This window comes from Rhodococcus sp. 21391, assembly GCF_016772255.1.
Taxonomy (GTDB): domain Bacteria; phylum Actinomycetota; class Actinomycetes; order Mycobacteriales; family Mycobacteriaceae; genus Rhodococcus_F; species Rhodococcus_F opacus.
The window spans coordinates 1,124,226-1,144,010 of the sequence record NZ_CP063782.1 but is presented as its reverse complement, the minus strand read 5'-3'; the positions used below and the strand labels follow the sequence as shown (position 1 = coordinate 1,144,010).

The following is a 19,785-nucleotide window of genomic DNA, read 5'->3' as shown; positions in this document are numbered from 1 at the left end:
CCATCCCCACGCGTCCTACCGCCCAGGCCCGGCGGATACCAACCCCTGACGGTCGGGTATGCCGCATCGCAATAACAAACCATTCGGCATCATTTGTCAATCGATCCAACACAAGCAATCCTCGAAGCCGTTGTCACGCTTCCCGAACGACGCATCCCACAGGTTGCGCCGACGCGATGGGCTTCAATTGCCGTCGCCATCAGTCGCTCGACGACTCTCAATTGCAACCCGTTATCGTGCCTTCTTCGCCTGAGCGCCATCTGTTTGAGACGACCGATAACAGCTAATCCGGATGCCAGCTTGCCAAGGCTTGACGGCCGTTATGTCACCCTCAGCGCATGACAGTGCGCGATTAACCGGCTATGGTTCCTAATGCGGCTGCGACGAGTGTGACGAACTCCGAGCCGCGTCGGCCGGTCACCGATCAACAAACTCGACCATCAGAGGCAGCCGAAGGTGAGGTTGCGAAGGTGTGGTGGCACCGCGACGAACCCGATCGCCCACACCTCCCGGGGACAGCAACCAGGAGGTGAAATCTGATGTCACGCAGCCTTTGTTCAGCACTACCCGCACTCACTGGCACCGAATCGGTGACCGTGGAGGGGTGGATTCACCGGCGCCGGCAACTCGCGACCGTCACGTTCGTCATTGTCCGTGACCGGTCCGGGTACGCGCAGGTCGTGATCACCGATCCCACGGTCCGCGACCACATCACGCAGCTGCCGGAGGAAACCGTTGTCCGCGTCACCGGGACGTTGACCGAGAACGGGAAGGCGCCCGGCGGAGTCGAGATCCTCGATCCGACCGTCAGCGCCCTGAGTGCGCCGTCGCAGCCGCAACCTATCGAGTTGTGGCGACCGACACTCAACGCCACCCTGCCCACCGTCCTCGATCACGCGGCACTGACCTGGCGCCACCCCACGCGTCAGGCTGTGTGGAAGATCGCCGCCGCCTCAATGGCCGGGTTCCGGCGCCATCTCGACAGCGTCGGGTTCACCGAGGTCACCACCCCGAAGATCGTCGACCAGTCCACCGAATCCGGGGCCAACGTGTTCACGCTGGACTACTTCGGGAAGACCGCCTACCTCGCGCAATCACCCCAGCTCTACAAACAGGTCCTCACTGGAGTCTTCGAGCGGGTCTACGAAATCGGCCCAGTCTTCCGCGCCGAGCCCCACGACACCGCCCGACACCTCGCGGAATACGTCTCCCTCGACGCCGAATTCGGGTTTATCGACGACCACCGCGATGTCCTGGCCCTGCTGCGGGACACCCTCGCCGCCATGATCGAGCAGATCCGCGACACCGCCGGCCCCGCCGTAGACACCGTGGGCGCCGAGCTGCCGGTCGTGCCCGAACAAATCCCGGTCATACACTTCGCCGAGGCCCTCGACCTCGTCGGCGCCCCGCCGGATGAGCCCGACCTGGCTCCCGAACACGAGCGTCTGCTCGGGAAGTGGGCAAAGTCGCAGTTCGACTCGGACTTTATTGCCGTCGAGGGGTATCCGGCCGTCAAGCGGCCGTTCTACACCCACCCTCAGCCCGGCGACCTGCGGTGGACCAACTCATTCGACCTGCTCTTTCGTGGTCTCGAGCTCGTCACCGGTGGGCAACGCCTGCACAACTACACCGACTACACCGCAGCACTGATCACCCGTGGTGAGGACCCGGCCGAGTACGCCCCGTATCTCGAAGCGATGGGACATGGGATGCCCCCACACGGCGGCTTCGCCATCGGCCTCGAACGGTGGGTGACGCGCCTACTCGAAGCAGACAACATCCGGTACGCCACCCTCTTCCCCCGGGATATCCACCGGCTCCGCCCATGAGTAGCCGGCGGCGTGCGAGCCGAAAGCGACTCGCACGCCGCCCGGGCGACAAGGATGAACTCAATCAACCAGTCCAGATGTGGCAGTTGCCGATACCGGGTCGATCAGGAAATCTACGTCCACGTGTCTCGCGGACTGCGTGGACACGCCGCTCCTGCACCGTGGCAGCGGGTCTGTCTGCGGCGGTAGTTGTGGAATTGCGGCCATCTACCGGCCGGACCCTGAGAACGTGTTCTAGGCCTCCGGCTCCCACAAAAAGACGAAGCGTGGCAGGCATGAGTTGTCCCAATTGATGGCCTGCCACGCTCGGACCCAACCGCAACGCGGGTCTACCGCGGGGGCAGCAATCCGGTGACCAAACCAGTGCCGTACTCCCGCGCCGTCCAGCCACCGAAATTAGCTGGTCCGGTTCGATCCAGTCCGGAGCGCAGGGTCCAGCAGACCCGAAAGTTCGGTCACTGCATGGTCTATCGCCACATTCAGTTGCTCCCTGAGATCTTCCAGCTCCTCGATCCGCGCCTGTACCGGTCGGTGGGAAGTCTGGTAGTGCATCCCGTTGACTGATTCCCAAATTCGTTAGCCAGCGATCCGGGCGCCGTCTGTCGGAGAGACCTTCCGCCCGTCGACGTCGTAGTACGGCCGCGCGGTCGGCGCCCGATCCTCACCTTCCGGTGCTTCGTTGATGCGGTCGAGCGCATCAGCCGCACACTCGATCATGTCCTTTAAATAAACCTCGATCACAAGACCCTCCACTTGTTTTCACCGCTGCTTCGCATCCCGCCCCGGTCAGGCACTGTTCCCGCACCGCACACTCCACCGCCGGAGTGAAGCATCCGATGCGCAACCAGACCATAGCCGTCGACAGACGATGGTGCGCCGGACCCAACGGCCCGTCTGCGAATCGAGACGGGATTCCGCACGACGTGGGCGGGACGCGATGACAGTCGGTGCCGCCCCTAGGATCGACGACACATGACACACGATCCGCCGCTGGTGGAGCGCCAGCTCGGTCTGCCCTCACACCGACAGGACACCCCATGTTCACGTTCATTCGTCGCAGATCCTCGGCGACCGCCGACCGGACCGAACCGCAACAGCCGAGTGGCGAACAGAGTGTGGACTCACCGGAGGCCCGCGCGCGGCTGACACTGTTCGCCGGCGACTTGACCGTCAGTGGGCCCTTCGTCGAACCGGGCATTGTCGGCAGGAGCACCCACAGGCGCCAGACAGGTGTCACACGGCCCACACGACGCTCAGATGAGAAGTCGACCATCTGCGTTTCCCTCAGCAACCACGCGGTGATCAGTCATCGTCAATCGTCACCACCGGTGGCGCGGCCTCATCACTTGCTGTCCGCAGTAGTCATCCCGTGGTGCAGTTGTCGCAGAACAAACGCCGGCCACCAGAACTGATCGAGGACCTGGCGACCGGTGAGGTCATCGACGTATCGCTTCGGTACGCCCGATCATGTACGCCAAAGCGAACAAACAGACAGCAACCCCGCAACACCTACGGCAAGAGCCAACACCAATTCGACCTTTGTCACCTCAGTAGTATTCCGGCACCGCACCGTGATCCGTCGGCCCCCTGTCGAATCCAGTCCCTACCGACATCGAAGTCCGGACCACCCGGATCGAGGGACGTGCTGTTTCCGCAGTTCACGAATTCTTCCCCGCACGTAGGCACTAATGGCACGGGTGACCTTCCCGAACACGCCGCGGCACATCGCGGCAGACGAATGACCGAGTACCTGGAATCGGCGCCGTTTACGATCAGTGATGGCGGGGGAAACGCCATCACGCAAGCAACGAGGGGGAACACGCATGTCTGCAAGTGCGATCACACAGGCGGAGAAGGCCGGCGCTGCCCCATACAGTCGGGCACTGCTGTCGGTGTACGAGACCGTCGTGCTGCGGTGGAGCAACACCCTCGTCTGGCGGTGCCCCAGCGAACGCCTGCTCGCGCACTACAACTCCCACCTCGGTGACCGGCACCTCGACATCGGCCCCGGAACCGGCTGGTACCTCCAGCACGCCACCTAACCAGGTGGTGGCGCTCACACTCCTCTCAGCCGCGCCCTGAACCACCTCTACAACGGGCCGCTCAAGTTGTTTCACAACCGCGGCGACGACCTCGATGGTCTGCACACGTCCCTGGCCGCCGTGTTCGAGGAGGTCGAGATCACCGTCGTCGGCTCCGTCGCGGTCTTCGCTACCCGCCGGCCGCGGCGTCTAGGCAACTGATGCTGAGCGCGGGCCGAACACGTTAGGCCGGGCCGGCGCGAACACCACCCCCTGCGCCTGATCCTGATCCGCCGTTTCTGCCTGCCAACGAAAGGAATCCCAGTGCTGACACCTGAACCCGACGACCAGAGGGTCGTCAGCTTGAACGCCCTGCGGCAGAGAAGAACCGACGACCTACTGTCCGGCGACATACCGCTGACATCACTGTTGTACCGCCGACGCGACCGGATCGCCGCCAACCTACTCATCACTGACGTCCTCACCACGTACATGCGTGGATCCGGGATCGGGCCGGCCGGGGTGATGGTCATGCTCGGCATCGCCGACGACGCCCGGGTCCGCGACCTGACCGCCGAGCAGCGCGGGCAGATCACCGACGCTATCGCCGCGACGAGCGGGCGATAACCCACGCGAGGGGACGTATCATCTCCACTGTTCAAACGGCATTTCTGACCGGGTCAGGACTCGACCGGGACCAATCGCTCAAGGCGGGCATCGAAGGGGAACCGACCAGGACGTCATCGCGCACCGACTCGATCACCGCGTCCTCGCCGTCGATGCTCACGATGACGAACTCCGAGGTGGCGTCGGCATGCACCTTGACGCGGTCACCCGCATTCACCTGCCCAGTCCTTCCGTCAGGGGACCTGTCGTCACTGCAGGTCAAAACCCCATTCTTCCGGATCAGTCGTCGGTCGGGATGAATCGCCGTCACCCCGCCGGCCGCGTTTCTGCGCCCCGTACCCTTGCCCCATGTCCGCTGATCCCGACAGCATCCGCGCCGACACCGACAAGACGCTGCCAAACTTGGCCACCGGTGACATCTCGACGGATCCGCACACCATCACAGCGCCGGCCCGCACCGGAACGGACATCGAGCTGCGCATCCACACCTCCATCACACCGTTCGAGGTCGCAGCCGAGGAGTGGTTCCCCGCGGCAGCCGGGTTCGCCGTCACGGTCATCGTGTGCTCCGCCGACGCGGCGACGGGCCAGCCACGCTATCTGCCGCCCGCGGAGCCCGCCGAGTGGGCGCGGGCGATCTTCTCGACCGTCGACAACGCGCACGGCTATTTCCTCGGCGCCGTCGACCCGGAAACCGGCGTCCATCGACGCGGGCAACTCGCATACCGCCTCTACCTCGACACCGACCGCCGGGCGATTCCCGTACCTCGGCAGGTGGTCACCTGTCCGCATTACCTACTATCGGCCATCGACGGCAGAGCCGAGATCACCATTCCCACGACGGCCTGACCCGGACGGCCAGCTGGGAGCTGGACCACGGTCTGCGGGCGCCGCTTCCTCCGCTGTCCGATCTCCGCGACCTCCGAAGGGGGCGACCTTGAAGTCGCGTCCACGCTGCTCGCTCATGCGGTTCCTCCATCCGTCTCGATCGGATCCCCTGCCAGAGAAAGCTGGTCGCCGCTGCCCCACACAATCGAGGACGACGCCGCGGGGCGGAATCGAGACGGTGATCCACCCGGGGAGGGCTGCGGCACTTGGATACAGTTGTGCCACAAGCTCATTGCCACTTCTGAAGCCGACCACGACAGACTTCAGGAATCTCCCGGGTGGGAGCGCGGCGACAACACTACCAGCGCACCGAATCCCGCGGCAGGGACGTGTCATTTCTGCTGGTCAAAGAGCAATCCAGACGCGGATAGGACACCACCAGCACTGATGTCGACCCGGCGCCGCCGGTGCGAATTCTCACACGGCCGGCAAGCTCGGTCGCGGCCGACGGGCAGCGCAATCGCGACCCTACCCATCCGGTTAAGCTTCCCGGCATGGCGCTTGGACTCACCAGGCGCACGCGCGCCCACCCCGTCGAACCCCTCAAACCTCGCCTACGCTGCGTACGAGTTCCGGGAAGCGCTGATTCCGCTGCAGGGCATCACCCCCGACCGCTGCGATGCCGCAGCCACCGAGTTGCGGAACAGAGCACTCGTAGCTGAGGAACGATTCTTCGCTGCTGCCGCTGGGCTCCCCCGCCGCGAGCGCACACTCGCCGGCCACTGGGAGAACGCCGCGGTCATGCGCTACCGGCACGGGCTGGAGGTCTTCGCCCGCGCCGAAGAGCTCGGCGCCGACATGCTCGCCCAACTCGCCACCCACCGGCGGCCGTCTTTTCCCGCGCTCACCGAACTGTGTGACGTCTGTACCCATGCCCGCACCCTTGATCAACACCAACGGCCCGAGATGTTCGGGGCAATAACCCGCAGGGCGACCGCCCGACGGCTTCGCACCGCCCCAGGTGACTCGGCCGGCGCCGACCACGATCGCACCGCCGGGCGGTCCTGCATTGTCGATCAAGCTGAACTTCGGTGGCGGATCCGCCGCGATCTGACAAGTCTCCTCGTCGAGAACGCCCTCGCCGGTGACGGAATCAGCCGGGAAGCCGAACGCCACCTCGTCCCGTGGCTGAAACTGGCGTGCGAGACCCTCGACAGTCCGATGAGCATCGACGGTCTCGAGGATGTCGCCGCGCAATGGCGCGAGCGCCGCCGGCCCTACATGCTCGCCGCCGCCGATCGGGCCGACGTGATCATCGTTGACCCGATCCCTCGTCAGCGCGCGACCCTGTGGTGGAAGCTCGTCCACGGCGACGAACCGCCGCCGCCGCTGTAAGGCGGCATGCGTCGTCCTCGCCCAGAAGAGACGGGGACGTGTCATATCCGCAGTTCATCACTACTTTTCGCGGAGACCGGCGGTGCAATTGGCCTCATGCGCTGAACCGTACGCTCCGGGCCTGAGCCAATAGCGGTACAGCGCATCACGCCCGCGCTACCGTTCTACCTATGGGGACGACATTTCACGGGCCGAGTCCCTGGCCGCACATCACCCGCGCCATCCGCACACGCGGACCCCGGCACGCCGCGATCGCCTACCTCGGCGAGGACGCACCCACTCTGCTGCCTTTGCGGGCCGGCGATCTCCTCGTGGTGAATGCCTCCCGGGCGGCGGTGCGCGCGCATGTGACCTCGCCGGTTGCGCTTGCGTACTACGTCGAGGCCGGTGTGCGGGTCCTGTCGTCGCCGAACCTGCATGCCAACGTGATCGCCACCGACCGGCGGGCGGTCATCGGCTCCGCGAATGCCTCCCACAGTTCGACGATCGCCGATGAGGCCGTAGTCGTCACCGACGATCCGGAGGTCGTCACCGGCGTCCGCGCGTTCATCGAGGGTATTGAGGAGATCACCGAGGTCGATCAGGTGTTTCTCGACAACGCCAGCACCGAATGGCAGATCGGTCGGTCGGTGCCGATCCCCGGGGTCGGTGGCCGGGTGCGCGCCGAACTGGATTTCCTTCCGGCACGGGTTTCCCGGATGTTCGTGCGCCACATCGTCGAGTACGAACCCAGCGCCACAGAGCAACAGACCTGGGACACCCAGGCGCGCCGGCATCACACCACCACCGCGGGGCCGGCAGCGACCTATCAACTCGAATGGTTCCGCCCAGGCGACCGACGTGCCCGCCTTGAGCGTGGTGATGTCCTCATCTTCGTCACCGACGACGAATGGATCTACCCGCCCGCGGTCGTGGACTCAGACGCCATCGCGATACCTCACACCCACAGAGCCTTTGGCCATCTCCCGCTCGTCCGAGCGGATCTGCAGCCGGTCGCGGTTGCGGACGCCGAACAACAGCTCGCCGACCTCGGACACCCCAATCCCCGGCTGACCACCGATCACCGGATCATCTCTGCCAGCCTGCGTGCCGCGCTACTCCGACTCTGGAACCTCTGACCTGGATCCGCTGACCCTGCGGCGGATCGGACCATTGAGGACCGGACTTTCAGCTGGCGCGACTACGGTCCGACTGAGCGACACGCCGAGCGCGTGCGGGGGTCCTTGGAGAAACCGTCACCTAGCGGATTCACTGTCTTCGCGCCAAGCACCGCGCCACTGTCCAACTGAGAAGCTCGTAACAAGAGTGAACAGGAGTGAAATGCCCGAGCAGTCGTGGATCACTGCCCAAGAACTGTACGACCAGGGATATACGGTCGATGGAGCACGTCAGCTCTTCGGGGAGCCAAAGACAGACTCCGATGGAACCCTCGGTTGGGAAGATGATTGGATCGACCGCGCAGAAGGAAGGGCTCTCATCCCTGTGCTGCCCTTCCTTATCGAACGTCTGCGCGGACATTCCGAGGTGGGAGAGGCTGCCGGCGAGCTGGTCAGGCTCTACGAGGAGCTCAATCGTCGAGCAGGAAATGATGGTGCACCCGATCCGCTCCATCACCATGAGATCTCCGAGGATGAGCTGGTAGAGCTGGGATATGACCGTGAGATCCTGGATGCGATCTACGGACTGGAATACCGTACGACGCAAGAGCCCGTGGTCGAGGGCAATCCGGTTCCGTTCACGTCGCAGGCACCACGCCGGTTCGGAGATGGCGCGCGGTTGGTCGGAAGCCGGAAGCTCCGATGGTGGCTCAAGAGTGCAGTGAGCGAAGTGACGAACAAGCCGAGCGAGAACGCCTGACTAGAGAGCTATTGGGGACGGAGGAGATGCAATGGATCTCCTCGGCCCCGCCACGATGGGGACGTGTCATCTCCCCAGGTGAATGAGCCACTCCGGTTTACCAGTCCGAGGCGCTGGACGTGATCTCGCGGGCGCGGTGGGGCCAGTCCGGGTCGCGTACCAGAGCGGTGATGGCGGCGGCCATCTGCTCGGTGTTGCCGTCGATGCCGAGTCGGCGGAGCGTGCGGGCGATACGCACGGGGTGGGCCGGCCACCGTCCACCGGTGGTTTCGACCAAGGCAGCGAGGACGGTAGCCGCCTCGGTGTCGCTGAGTTCCACCGGCTCACCGGTCATGCCACGTAAACCCCGGCTGCCGGTGGTCAGCCAATGCTCGCTCGCCGCTCGGCGCACCGAGGCCCGCTACCAGGGATTACGCAGCGATCGCATCAACGCTCCTTCGCGTTCAGTGGGCGTCCTGGAACCACCGCTCGACCTCGGCGGGAATGCGCCCGCGCGAGGAGATTTCATATCCCTGTTCGGCCGCCCAGGCGCGGATCTCCCCGGCGTTCCCGCGTCGCCGCGGCGGGGCGTCCGAGACCGCGAAACGATCGGAACGTCGTGTGCGGCCACCGACCCGGGTGGCGTGCTCGATGAAGAATCCGATCTGCTTGTGAAACTTGCTGGCGTGCTTGCCTTTCAGATCAATTTCGTAGTCCACCCCGTTGACGGAAAAGGTGATGCTCTCCCCGTCCTCGCCGAAGACGGTTCCGTCGATGTCGTCGACCAGTTCGACAACTACCTTGCGCGCCACAGTTCCCCGATCTCTCACGTCCTCTGCCGATACAGCAGGCAGAACCCTACTGGCGGCGGCGGCCGATCGGGGGCACCGACCCCGGGGACGTGCCATTTCCGCAGGTCACTTACCGGTTGTACGGCGCAGGAGCAGCCGGGGCTGGTCCTATCGGGTGTGCACCCGGGTGTCCCCCATGGGGCCGAGCGCGAAGTAGATGGGCGGCGGACACAGTGCGATGGAGGGCAAGAAGGTGGGCACCTCCGGCCCCCACACGGTGATGGTGTTGACGGGATAGATCAGATTGGTAAACGGGTAGCACACCAGTTCCAATTGGTGGGTATTCACCGATCCGGGTGCACAGGTCGACATGGCACCGACCGCGAAGAACTGTATGTCGCACCCACTCGGAGCTGGGGCGCCGTGTGCGGGCGCCGCGGTCAGGGACAGGGCAGCGGCCGCAGTGGCCGCGACGAGGGCGAGGCGCAGAAACGAAAGACATGGCATCCTCCGGTGGTGCGGACCCGACCCACCGTCCATTCTCGCAGGTCAGGTGTCGCTACCGCGGTCTGTCCGACGAGTTTTCTCGCGGCGGGCGTGTTTGGCCAGTAGGTGTTTCCGGCTGATCGGGGCGCGGAACATCTCGTCGAGAATCCGGTCCTCGATGTTGCCGTGGAAGCGGAGGATGCGTGTGGCCGCCAGATACACCAGTTCCTGACGGTTCGAGCCGAGCCGGTCGGCGAGGGCGTCGAGGTGTACGAGGAGTTCGTCGTCGAGGGCGACGTCGACCCGGGCTGTGCGCGGCGGGGCGGCGACGCGGCGGGCCTGCGCCAGGGCCTCGTCGGCCGCCGGGTTCTCGATGAGTCTGCGGATCCCAACCCGGAGCAGCGCAGACATGCGGCGGGGACCGTACTCGTCCGCCAGCTCCTTGAGGCGGCGTTTGGTGTCCTCGTCGAACCGGAAGACGTGCCGTTTGCCGAACGGGTTCCCTTGCGGGCTCGGCGCCTTGCGGACGGCGGGCACGGCGGTGGCCTGATCAGCGGTCTGCTGGCGGCGGGTGTTTCGGGCGAGGAGCTTGCCCCGGTTGGCGCCCCCTCGGTAGATCTCCTCGGTCACCGCCTGATCGAGATCTCGCGGGTTCGCCAGAAGCTGACGAGCGGCCAAGCGCATAAGTTCGGCGCGATCGGAGTCGAACCGTTCGGCAAGGTTGTCGAGCTGGCCGCGCAGGTCGTCGTCGAAGTGCACGTTCGTGCGCGGACCCAGGACTTCCGGGGTCAGGTCACGGACGGCGCCGATCGCGCCCAGGTCGGCGGCGAGGTCTCCCGGGTCGTCGAGGAGTCGGCGTACCGCGACCCGGATCGCCGCCGCGGTGAGGGCGTCGCCGTTGCGGCTGATCAGCTTCTCGAGCCGGACCAGCGTGGAGCCGTTGAGGTACACGCGGATGCGGCAGGTCAGATCGGTGCGGGCGTCTTCGCGGAGCACCGGGTGGCGGAATCGTCCTGCCCCGGTGAGGAAGCGGTGCAGTGCGACGCGGACGATCGCGCTGCGGTCGGTGTGGAACTCGTGAGCGAGTTCGTTGAGGCGAGTGCTGGTGGCGGGGTCCAGGTCGAGAGGTCGTTCCGCCCAGGGGATGCGGCGGGCGTCGGCGGAGGCGCGCCTCGCCTGGTCCAGTACCTCCGGCACCCGGTCGGGGTCGGCGAGAAGTCGCCGCGCGGCGACCCGCACCAGCGCCCCGAAGCGGCGCGGACCGATGCCGGCGGCTAACTCCTCGAGGCGTTGTTTGGTGGTCGGATCGAACCGGAGCGGGATCGGATCCCCCACCGGTACGCGGCCCATGTTTGTCTCGCTCATCACCGGCCATTGTTCCGGTACGTCCGGTGACCTCGATTCGCACCCCACGGCACCCACCGCCACCACAATCGGCCACTGCACCCTGGCGAGCCGACAGCTGCGAAACGCAGTGCGCCCCAGCACCCGAGGGGGTGGGTGCTGGGGGGCGCGGGCGTGCGACCGACTCAGGAGAGGTTGAGCGGTGTGTACGGGGGCGGGGGCGGCGGGGCGTACTGACTGACCGGGACTCCGCCGATGGTGCCGAACTGGTCGAGGTCCATGCGGAACACGACGCCGTGCTCTTCGGTCCCATTCGTAGACGCCGAAGCCGTTCTCGGCATGCTGCGGCACCACGGTGCCTGTGGGCTCGGCCTAGTTGTCGATGCGGCTCTGCGCGTCCTCCGCCTGCTGCACCCTTTACAGCGTTGCATTGTTAAGTTTCAAGTTGGGAAGGAAACGAAGCCGCTGTCACGGGGAAGGCGACAGCGGCTTCCCTTCGCTCGCACCACGCGCTATCCGAAGCCCATCCATTCCCGAAAGCCCGGAATAGGGACGTACCACACCGAGTCCCCGAGCAACCACCACACGAACTCCTGCAGCGACATCATTACTCCTCCTCCTCAGCTGACGGCGTCTTCTACGATTCGGGCACGAAGACTGGCGGTAGGGCGGTATTCCAAACCTGCAGTATTCCTGGGCGATTCCCGACAGGTTTCGAGGACTTCGGGGCGGTCCGCGGTCGCCCAGTTGCCCCACTCGCGAGTGACCCGGTGAGCGCCCCGGCAATGGGAATGTCACCGGACGGGGCAAACGGCGATTCGCCAGCTCAGAGCGGTACCGGTGAACGCCCCCTACTGGGACGCGCCGCTGAAGGTTCCGCTATCGGTCGGTTCCTTCGTGGAGTTCGGGATATCGGGTCAGGGCGCGCTCGTGTTCCTCGGTACCGGTTGCGTGGCACCTCGAGAACATCCCTTCGAAGTGCAGACCCGCGTCGTGGTGGGCGTGCACCAACTGGTCACCGAGCTCCGTGTGGTCGCCTTCCCCGCGGATCCCAATGGAGATCTGCCACAACCTGGCGTCCGGCGGCAGCGGTTGGGGACGATGCCTGGCATTGCGTCTGGCATCGCTCACCGCAGTCGGGTCGGAGATCAGAATGGGCTCGAGGACCTGCCACTGACCGATCTGCGTGAGAAGTCCGGACAAGACCGGTCGTAGATCGGCGACGTATCCTGCGGGATCGGTTACATAGACCTGCAGTACGAATTCGACGAGGTCGTCGGGATGAAAGGGATCCGGCGGATCCGGTTCTGCGTCCCAGACACTGCCGCGGTAGACGTCGAATCCTCCGACCGGTCCAAGGTCGGGGGTGACCGATTCGACCAGGCACAACATCGGATGGGCATACAGCCCCGCCAACCGGGCTTCACGGGCGAAGTGGTCCAGTATTAGGTGCGCGGTGCGGTGGTCGAGGTTAACCAGGGTGTCGAATCCGGCGATCGCCAGGACGGTGCCGGTGGTCCCGGGATCACTTCCGAAGACGTAGGTGCCGACATCGGCGAACACGTCACTGAACGCGCTCGTGCTGCCACCGTAGGAGCGCGGATAGGCCATTGCCTGGGCGAAAGCGTCGTACATGTCGTCGACCGAGGTCCAATCATGCGCGTCGATCCGATGCACGACGTACCCGAGGTCGGCGAGTCGGCTACCGGCACTGTCCAGTTGGAAGCGGGTGTCATATCGGAACACCGTTCCGTTCTGCAGGAGGCTCCAGTCGAAGCGTTGCCGCTGCTCGTTGAACAAGTCCCGGTCGGTCGGGTCGAACACCGCTCTACGCCCCATGCGTTGAGCGTAGGTGCTCCATCCCTGATATCCGCCCGATCATCGATCGACAACCGGTGAGGGATCGGTGACCGGTCGGCGGTCCTCCCCATACGGGTGGACCGGTGCGCACCGCGGCATAGGTCAGAATCCCGACGATGGGCTTCCAGGCAACGGGTTGATGGTGTCGCTGTCCCACGTGATCTTCTGATCGGGGGCCGCGGGGAGTGCTTCAAGTTCAGGGGCGGAGAGTACGGCCTCGACACATTCGGCTGACGCACCGAGGTAGGTCGTCATGAGGTCGATGTCGGTCGCCACGCACCATGCGCGATCCTCGGGCCACCATAGGTGCGCACTCATCCCCAGCATGCCGCCACCGAATTGAGTGTCCGCGAGATCGATGTCTCCAGAAAACAGGACCATGTGCTCTCGGCTGGGCATCGGCAGCCGCGGATAGTGTTCGGGAGCGGTGATGCGGCCGGATCCTTCCCAGTGGGCAAACCAGCAGGTATCGGATGTCTGGGTGAAGCGTCGGAGTACACCGACCACGGCGCGTGCAGTCCGAGGCGGCAGTGATCCTCGCTCCGGCGCCTCCTGCCATACCCCCGGTTGTTCAGGGGTGCGCCAGCTTCCCACAAGCGATCCCCACTCCATGACGGGATGCGCCGTGGTGCCGTTGGCGGCAGCGACGTCGGCCCAGCGGATCGGATCGCCGTCAATGGTCATTGCAGGATGGAAGATTCGGGCGTACGAGGCGAACACCGGAGGCACCAGGGACGCAATGGCGTGTTCGTTGAACCGGTGCACGTGCTTGACGATCCACATCCCGGGCTCGACATCGGCTGCCATCCGCAGTCCGCGCTCTTGCCAGTCCTGATCGTCAGTCGGGTCGGGATCTCGTGCCATGGGTCCATGGCACCACAGGCGTCAGGGCTCTGTACTGCCATTGATCGGACACAGATGCTGACCGAAAGGGGATCAGTAACCGGCCACCTTCTGCATGGCTTCCGCACCGTAGGGTTGGTGTACGGACGGTTCTCACGGACGGGGTGCGCGGTGATGACGATGGTGGTCATGCTCGCGGTGCCGGTTGCACTCATAATCCTGGTGGCTGTGCTTACCGGCCTAGGTGAGTATCGCCGTACCAACAAGCTGAGCTGGTGATTTTGGCGGTGCCGTGTTTCCAGGTCTTCTGGATCGCCTGGTACGTCCGCGACGATTTCGGCCGAACGACACGGACGCACCACGCCCGACTTGCTCCGTAGCCAGTCAGCGATCCTTCACTGCAGAGCCGCTCAGCTCTATTCGCAGTCCAGGCTGCCCGATCGGTGAACGGCGTGGTTCAGCTTCTGATATGACACGCTGGCAAGATGTCCGCGAACCTGCGCCGGTTTCGGTGGCCCGCCATTGCCGGGGCCCTGTGGGCGGCGATGGCGCTCTCGAGCTGCAGCCAGACTCCTCCAGACAGTGGACGGTCGATTGAGGGATCACCGTCGTGCAGCATCATCGTTGACAGTGCATTCGACGCGACCGATCTTCGCGCGCTCGCGGGATGGGCAGATGCCATCTTTGTGGGAACGGTGCTGCAGGAAAGCGGCACAAAGTCGTTGCTCAGTTCAGTGCCAGAAACACAATTTCAGGTTGAGGTAATCAAAAGCCTCAAGGGGACGGCATCGGGCACCCTTACCGTCAGTCAGGTGGGCGGTCGTGGTTGCCTGGTCAACACGGGCGATCTGGTGTCGGTCGGCACGACCTATTTGTTCTCGACCGGCTATATGGCTGCGGAAGACTGGTATTCGATCGCCGGCAGGGCCGAGGAACTCGCTCCTGATGAGGCCGAAGCCGCAAGACACGCTGTCACTAGTCCAGGACTCCAGGCGCCGGAACCCGACGCAATAGACAGGATGCGCGCGGCGATAGCCGATCAGATCCCATTCGATTTGGGCAATCCCGGATCTGCGACCAATTCCGATCCTGTGCAAACGCCGAGATAGGCGCAACGGCTCCACTCGCTTGCAACGCGAATTGGTCCCGTACACGGATCGATGGGGAATCGATGCGTTCGGCAGTTCACCTAGCGAAGCTGACATAGTGGGTCAGTACCACCGACCACCAGTCCCTCGCGTCCAAAGGATTCTGATGACGTCTCGGCTCGTCCCGGCGCTACTCACGGGAGCGGCGGTCACTGCCGGTCTGCTATCCGGATGCGGCTCGGACAGCGGCGGCGATGCCTCTGAATCATCAGTCGGCGAGCAATCAACATCATTCGCAGCAGCTGCACCCGAGGTTTCGGCTACCGCGGACCCGACACCGGCCGAGTTGACTGCCCTCGTCGAGACCGCGCTCGATTACGACGTTCGGTTGGCCGATCGTGTGAAGCTATTCCAGGGGGAGAGCGAGTACGATCCGGCTCTCGCCCAACGCTTCGTCCAGGAGAAACTGACCGTCGAATTCACCTCGGTTACCAGCACCGGTGAGGGTGAAGTATCCGCCCGTGGGCAGGTAGCCGTCGACGGAAATCCTCCTGGTGACGTAGGCCCGGTGACGTTCGTCGCCGAGGACGGTACGTGGAAGATCGCCCGGAGTTGGGCCTGCCCAATTACCGGAGCCTGTTAGCGAGCTCCGACTGTCCGGTCCGGTGACCGGTCAGCGATCCCGTTCCGGGACGAGCGTCGACACGGCCGGACATGCGGTCGCGCCGATCTCGTCCCGCTGGTGGTTCCCCGTTGGGAACGCCGTTGACAGTCCGCCAGGCGGACATCATCGACTGCTTTTCGGTCGCCTCGCAATAAGGGTGTGTCAGGATCCGGACATGGCCTGGTTCATGATCGACCCCTCGAACGGCAAGGAGATCGGTGCGATCGCGCATGGTCCAGCGCTACTCGCCCGTGCCGAGGGTGTCACGGTCGGGTTGCGCTCGATCATGGCTTACTCGGTTGGGCTCGAGGTCGCGGTGACGGTCGTCGGCAGCGGCATTCACGCCGAAGCGATGAGACGCCAATACACCGCGCCGTCTGTCATCGATCCTGAGACGGGTAAACGCCGTGCCGGCCAGGTGCATGGTCGTCCGATGCGACTTCGTGCACTCGAAGATCCGATTCTCCAACCAGTGCTTCGTAGTGACAGTCGCGGTTGGTACGACAGCCAGGACTTTTACCAGCGGGAGTACCTGTACGAAGTGACCGGGTTACCGCAGACCCGGAACCTGCCGCTGATCGCTGAGTGGCCCGAGGTCGGGCTCGAACCGGTGACCACGCACCTGGTGCTTCCTGACCCGTCAGAGCTTGCCGGCGCGATCATTCCTCTGCCTTAGTGGAATCCGACGACCGTTGGTGGATCCTTCAGCGACTCGACCAGAGTCTTGCCCTACCGGTCGATGTGCTGACATAGCGCACCAATGGCGGCAACCGTGTCGTCGGTATGGGGATCGATCCAAACCGGACCATCGTCGCGCTTGCGCGGCAGCAGCATGTGTTGTCCCTGCGAGGGCCATTGCACGAAGTCGTAGCCGGCGAGGTCTGACTGAACGGTATCGGCCACCCAGACCGCGGCCTCATTGAACGGAGCATCCATCGACAATCCGTCGCAGCGGGCGAACCCACTGATGCCGTGTACGCCCTGCCAGCCGATGGTGACGGCGTAGTCGCCGTTAACGGCAAGCTCCCACACCAATCCGTCCAACCGTACGTCGCGTCCGTATCGCAGGCATCGCAGATCGCGGGCGACGGCTTCGAGGGCATGCACCCATACCTGCGGCGCCTCGACGTCGTGATCAGACCCGATCGCGGGGCCTCCGTCGAGCAAGCCGAAGTGCCACACCAAACTGTCCTGATTCCACAAGTCCTGGATCGGCATAACGCTATCTTCGCGCGTCCGAGCTGACCGCCGGTGTCATTGCCTGATTGCACGCCAGGCGTTCCGGTAGCGGAACCTGTACAGGGACGAAGTGGTGTTCGAGCGCGGTTTCCGTTTGCGATGCCCAATCAGTGACTGACGGATCATCGCCTCCCACGTCTAGGCGCAATTACTCGTCCAAACGATGCAAGTTGCTCATACGATCGAGGCAAGGTACGGGAGGAATCATGAATCAGAACCAACCATTCGTGCTGGAGCTAGCGATGCGCGTCGCACAGTTGCATCGCGCTGGCGAGAGCAGCAAGGCGCTGTGGCTGCGAAAGCAGCGTCAGGCGATGACCATCGACGACGATCAGCTCAAACGGGCACTCGCGGTGCTCTACGGTCTGCCTGACCAGTCACCCGAAGGGATGGAGGACTGGGTACGTGAGCAGTACCTCTCGGACGGAAAGAAGAACGGCTACCTCGTAGATGCCGATGACACAGCACCTTTTTGGCTCCTCGCAGCGAAGGCACACACCCACTACCGCGACCTGAAGCAGCAAGCGAGCTGACCCTCCAAGGAATCGACCAGATCGAGATCGCGCGACGTGCCGGAAGCGGATCGCTGACCGGTCATCCGTCTCACAACCAGTTTCCTTCATCTATTTTTGCAAATTTGGATGCGATCAGTAACTATAATTTCGCCAATATCAAAGACGCGCGGTAACGAGTATGGAACCTGGAACTCCTAGCTGTTGGCACTCCCAGGCTAGCTGCGCGGTGATATAGCTGAATATGTCTAGCGAGAACTCCGGAATCGATACCCGACCGGCTATCCGGCCAACACTTTTCCCCAGCCATCCTTCGCGCGTCATGTTTCCAGGCTCTAGTAGGAGATACGAAGTGTCTCGTAAAACCTGATACTCGTGGAATTGAATACCTTGCCAGCTGGTGGCCGAATTAAACGCGGAGATAATCTGATCCGCGTTGCGTACGCATGTGTCATCTTCTCCGCCCTCAATTTCAAATTGGATATCGACTGGTCTTGCTGGATCCGAGACGCCGAGGATATGCCTTAGAGGCGACGGTTGACGTGCGGGTGCCTTTCCTGCTGGAAGCATCATCTGAACTCCAGTGAGGGTTGCGATTCCTACCCGCTGCAGGACCCTTTCCGCACATACACTCATCTGGAATATCGGGAGGCCGGTTTGTTTCGCTAGAGGCGACAGTCCAGTATGAACCCATAATAAGTGGTCGGGATGGCGTTCCGCTTCGTCGGACCAATTCCATCCCGCGTCATATAAGTACCACAGCACGGTATTCACTGCAGGTAGAGGACCTGAGCAGTTTCCCCACCCCAGTGACTCACCAAACGAGTCAAACAGGCTGTGCCCATTTTCGTCACCCGTATTAGCGTCTAACCATGAGTGGCGGCGGAGAGTGCCATAAATTGACAGAAAACACTCATCCGCCGCCAGCATGCGTTGAGTTTACCATCTCATATGGTCATGAATACTTAATCTCGTTGGGTTCGCCATACGCCCTATCCGGCGAGTCGATATAGCCATCGATATCGACGTCAACCGCCACCCCGTGACCTGACAACGATCCCCATTCGGGGACAAGCGCCGACCACTGCGGGCACGTGCTGGACGCCGATCTCGTTCCAGCCGCAGTTCCGCTATCAGAACTGCGGCCGAGTCGTTACCGGCAGCGATGCATCTGGGCATCGTCATCGCCACGCGTGCTCCTCGAGATCAGGTGTAGAGTCGGTCTCTTCGTCTCCGGACGGAGTACTTGGGAGCGATGCCCAATGCCCGAACACAAGCAAATGCAGCCCCCGGACTACCACCGATGTCTTGAGCAGGTTCTTTCCTCGCCCGTCGCCTGTCGCACGTTGCTGGAAAGACTCTCCAGAATGACCGAGGCTGAAGCCCGATGGGCGTGGTCGCCCTGGTTGGGACAAGAGTTGCCGCCCCACGGACCAGAGGTAAAGCAGCAAGTACCGGCAGAAGTTCAGGTGCTGACTTTGCAAGCCACGTTCGACGCCCACCGCAAGTCGAATACTCAGCTCTGGCAACGGTTGTACGACGTCATGGAGACACCCATGATGGAAAAGAGCAAAGTCGAGATCATCGAGAGTGTTCGAGGGACTATCGAGCGGTTGAGGAGCCGCATCACGGAGCTCGAGAGCAGAGCTGTCGGTTCGCCAGTAGCGGGCACCATCCCCGAAGGCTGGCCAGAGATGGAGACTGCCAGGTATGGCGACTTCGACCAGGTCGACTGGGAGATGCGGTTTCTCTCTCGACTGACACAGTTGTTAACTCTTCGACCTTTCGATGCTGGCGTGTACGAGATCGAGAAGCTGGAATGGGCCGAATCCTGGATGACGCTAATAGTGCGAGTGTGGTTCCGTGAGGAGTGCTACCTCGTGGGGTGGCAGCAACATCTCCCCACTCTGCGGAGGACATTCACACCGGCTGATGCGAGCGCAGTTGCTAACGCTTGGCACACTGGCGAGTTCAGCCCGTGTTACGTCCCACAGCCATACGAGCCCGAGCCAGACGGCATCCATTGGTATGGGCGTCGGCCCTGACCTCCGGGCGGTACCCCCGTCCTGGTGTGCACTCTTCCCGCAGACGATCAGTGACCCGGTCAGCGATCGCTGACCGGCGCAACTTCCTGCATCATCGGGAGATGACTTCACGGGGCGCGTTGTCCGGTTCTGGAAGAGAGAAGACGGGTGGGGCGCCATCGACTGTGTGCAGACCCCCGGTGGCTGCTGGGTGCATTTCAGTGAAGTCGAAATCGATGGATTCCGAGCGCTCGACCCTGGCCAAGAGGTCGACTTCGAGTGGCAGAAGCCAACCGGCGCGGTAGAGGGCTTCGCATTCGTGGCCACTCAGGTACGACCTGTCCAAGCCGATTAACGATCCGCTTATGGAATGAGGGCGGACTGCCGCCGGCATGCGC

General features: G+C 63.5%; 23 protein-coding genes and 1 pseudogene. 14 read left to right on the top strand and 10 right to left on the bottom strand.

Going from position 1 to position 19,785, the window contains the following annotated elements:
- Positions 1–539 precede the first annotated feature (539 nt).
- Entirely contained in the window at positions 540–1,829 is a 1,290-nt protein-coding gene (gene aspS / locus GO592_RS40230) for an aspartate--tRNA(Asn) ligase (protein ID WP_039952263.1), read from the top strand.
- A gap of 576 nt (positions 1,830–2,405) precedes the next feature.
- On the opposite strand, the gene GO592_RS40225 is transcribed toward aspS, so the two are convergent.
- Complete coding sequence (locus tag GO592_RS40225; RefSeq protein WP_157234304.1) at positions 2,406–2,570, bottom strand: hypothetical protein; 165 nt, start codon at positions 2,568–2,570, stop codon at positions 2,406–2,408.
- A gap of 1,082 nt (positions 2,571–3,652) precedes the next feature.
- Between GO592_RS40225 and GO592_RS46390 the strand changes: the two genes are divergently transcribed.
- The 3 genes from GO592_RS46390 to GO592_RS40215 all read left to right on the top strand — a co-directional run bounded on the left by GO592_RS46390 (position 3,653) and on the right by GO592_RS40215 (position 4,477).
- On the top strand, positions 3,653–3,871 hold the full coding sequence (locus GO592_RS46390) for a hypothetical protein (RefSeq protein ID WP_050998667.1): 219 nt from the start codon (positions 3,653–3,655) through the stop codon (positions 3,869–3,871).
- Positions 3,872–3,937: 66 nt separating this feature from the next.
- Entirely contained in the window at positions 3,938–4,072 is a 135-nt protein-coding gene (locus GO592_RS46385; protein WP_337460055.1) for a hypothetical protein, read from the top strand.
- A gap of 102 nt (positions 4,073–4,174) precedes the next feature.
- Positions 4,175–4,477: a hypothetical protein gene (locus GO592_RS40215; RefSeq protein ID WP_007299328.1), complete on the top strand. Its 303-nt coding sequence runs from the start codon at positions 4,175–4,177 to the stop codon at positions 4,475–4,477.
- 31 nt (positions 4,478–4,508) lie between these two features.
- Here GO592_RS40215 and GO592_RS40210 read toward each other — a convergent pair whose 3' ends face one another.
- Positions 4,509–4,694 (bottom strand): hypothetical protein, encoded by a 186-nt coding sequence (locus tag GO592_RS40210; protein WP_007299329.1) that lies wholly within the window; start codon positions 4,692–4,694, stop codon positions 4,509–4,511.
- 131 nt (positions 4,695–4,825) lie between these two features.
- On the opposite strand from GO592_RS40210, the gene GO592_RS40205 reads away from it, so the two are divergent.
- From GO592_RS40205 to GO592_RS40190, 4 genes are all read left to right on the top strand, one after another.
- Positions 4,826–5,326 carry a hypothetical protein gene (locus GO592_RS40205; RefSeq protein ID WP_007299330.1) on the top strand — a complete coding sequence of 167 codons (501 nt, stop codon included), beginning with the start codon at positions 4,826–4,828 and terminating at the stop codon, positions 5,324–5,326.
- A 540-nt stretch (positions 5,327–5,866) separates the two neighbouring features.
- Entirely contained in the window at positions 5,867–6,700 is an 834-nt protein-coding gene (locus tag GO592_RS45395; protein WP_007299331.1) for a hypothetical protein, read from the top strand.
- Between the two features lie 170 nt (positions 6,701–6,870).
- Positions 6,871–7,818 (top strand): phospholipase D family protein, encoded by a 948-nt coding sequence (locus tag GO592_RS40195; RefSeq protein ID WP_007299332.1) that lies wholly within the window; start codon positions 6,871–6,873, stop codon positions 7,816–7,818.
- A 202-nt stretch (positions 7,819–8,020) separates the two neighbouring features.
- The gene (locus GO592_RS40190; RefSeq protein WP_157234305.1) at positions 8,021–8,557 is read left to right on the top strand and encodes a hypothetical protein; all 537 of its coding nucleotides are present in this window, start codon (positions 8,021–8,023) and stop codon (positions 8,555–8,557) included.
- 97 nt (positions 8,558–8,654) lie between these two features.
- On the opposite strand, the gene GO592_RS40185 is transcribed toward GO592_RS40190, so the two are convergent.
- The 7 genes from GO592_RS40185 to GO592_RS40155 all read right to left on the bottom strand — a co-directional run bounded on the left by GO592_RS40185 (position 8,655) and on the right by GO592_RS40155 (position 13,881).
- A complete protein-coding gene (locus GO592_RS40185) occupies positions 8,655–8,891 on the bottom strand; it encodes a hypothetical protein (RefSeq protein WP_007299335.1) in 237 nt (78 codons plus the stop codon).
- 109 nt (positions 8,892–9,000) lie between these two features.
- Positions 9,001–9,348: a histone-like nucleoid-structuring protein Lsr2 gene (locus GO592_RS40180; RefSeq protein WP_007299336.1), complete on the bottom strand. Its 348-nt coding sequence runs from the start codon at positions 9,346–9,348 to the stop codon at positions 9,001–9,003.
- Positions 9,349–9,495: 147 nt separating this feature from the next.
- Positions 9,496–9,834, bottom strand: a complete 339-nt coding sequence (locus GO592_RS40175) for a hypothetical protein (protein ID WP_007299337.1) — start codon at positions 9,832–9,834, stop codon at positions 9,496–9,498.
- Between the two features lie 42 nt (positions 9,835–9,876).
- Positions 9,877–11,178: a ribbon-helix-helix protein, CopG family gene (locus tag GO592_RS40170; RefSeq protein WP_039952266.1), complete on the bottom strand. Its 1,302-nt coding sequence runs from the start codon at positions 11,176–11,178 to the stop codon at positions 9,877–9,879.
- 164 nt (positions 11,179–11,342) lie between these two features.
- Positions 11,343–11,498: a hypothetical protein gene (locus tag GO592_RS40165; protein WP_162130652.1), complete on the bottom strand. Its 156-nt coding sequence runs from the start codon at positions 11,496–11,498 to the stop codon at positions 11,343–11,345.
- 538 nt (positions 11,499–12,036) lie between these two features.
- Positions 12,037–12,996, bottom strand: coding sequence for a barstar family protein (locus tag GO592_RS40160; RefSeq protein WP_237720535.1), 960 nt, complete (start codon positions 12,994–12,996; stop codon positions 12,037–12,039).
- A 123-nt stretch (positions 12,997–13,119) separates the two neighbouring features.
- Positions 13,120–13,881 (bottom strand): hypothetical protein, encoded by a 762-nt coding sequence (locus GO592_RS40155; RefSeq protein ID WP_237737263.1) that lies wholly within the window; start codon positions 13,879–13,881, stop codon positions 13,120–13,122.
- 464 nt (positions 13,882–14,345) lie between these two features.
- Between GO592_RS40155 and GO592_RS40150 the strand changes: the two genes are divergently transcribed.
- The 3 genes from GO592_RS40150 (at position 14,346) to GO592_RS40140 (ending at position 16,288) form a co-directional block, all read left to right on the top strand.
- Positions 14,346–14,969, top strand: a complete 624-nt coding sequence (locus tag GO592_RS40150) for a hypothetical protein (protein WP_157234222.1) — start codon at positions 14,346–14,348, stop codon at positions 14,967–14,969.
- 325 nt (positions 14,970–15,294) lie between these two features.
- Entirely contained in the window at positions 15,295–15,591 is a 297-nt protein-coding gene (locus GO592_RS45390; RefSeq protein WP_237720410.1) for a hypothetical protein, read from the top strand.
- A gap of 196 nt (positions 15,592–15,787) precedes the next feature.
- Complete coding sequence (locus GO592_RS40140) at positions 15,788–16,288, top strand: hypothetical protein (protein WP_007297282.1); 501 nt, start codon at positions 15,788–15,790, stop codon at positions 16,286–16,288.
- Between the two features lie 53 nt (positions 16,289–16,341).
- Here GO592_RS40140 and GO592_RS40135 read toward each other — a convergent pair whose 3' ends face one another.
- Entirely contained in the window at positions 16,342–16,830 is a 489-nt protein-coding gene (locus GO592_RS40135) for a hypothetical protein (RefSeq protein WP_007297283.1), read from the bottom strand.
- A 227-nt stretch (positions 16,831–17,057) separates the two neighbouring features.
- Between GO592_RS40135 and GO592_RS40130 the strand changes: the two genes are divergently transcribed.
- The 3 genes and pseudogenes from GO592_RS40130 to GO592_RS40120 all read left to right on the top strand — a co-directional run.
- On the top strand, positions 17,058–17,384 hold the full coding sequence (locus GO592_RS40130) for a hypothetical protein (RefSeq protein ID WP_007297284.1): 327 nt from the start codon (positions 17,058–17,060) through the stop codon (positions 17,382–17,384).
- 1,346 nt (positions 17,385–18,730) lie between these two features.
- Complete coding sequence (locus GO592_RS40125) at positions 18,731–19,408, top strand: hypothetical protein (RefSeq protein WP_157234223.1); 678 nt, start codon at positions 18,731–18,733, stop codon at positions 19,406–19,408.
- Between the two features lie 130 nt (positions 19,409–19,538).
- Positions 19,539–19,742: pseudogene (locus GO592_RS40120) on the top strand (cold shock domain-containing protein); the annotation flags it as partial.
- Positions 19,743–19,785: the final 43 nt, after the last annotated feature.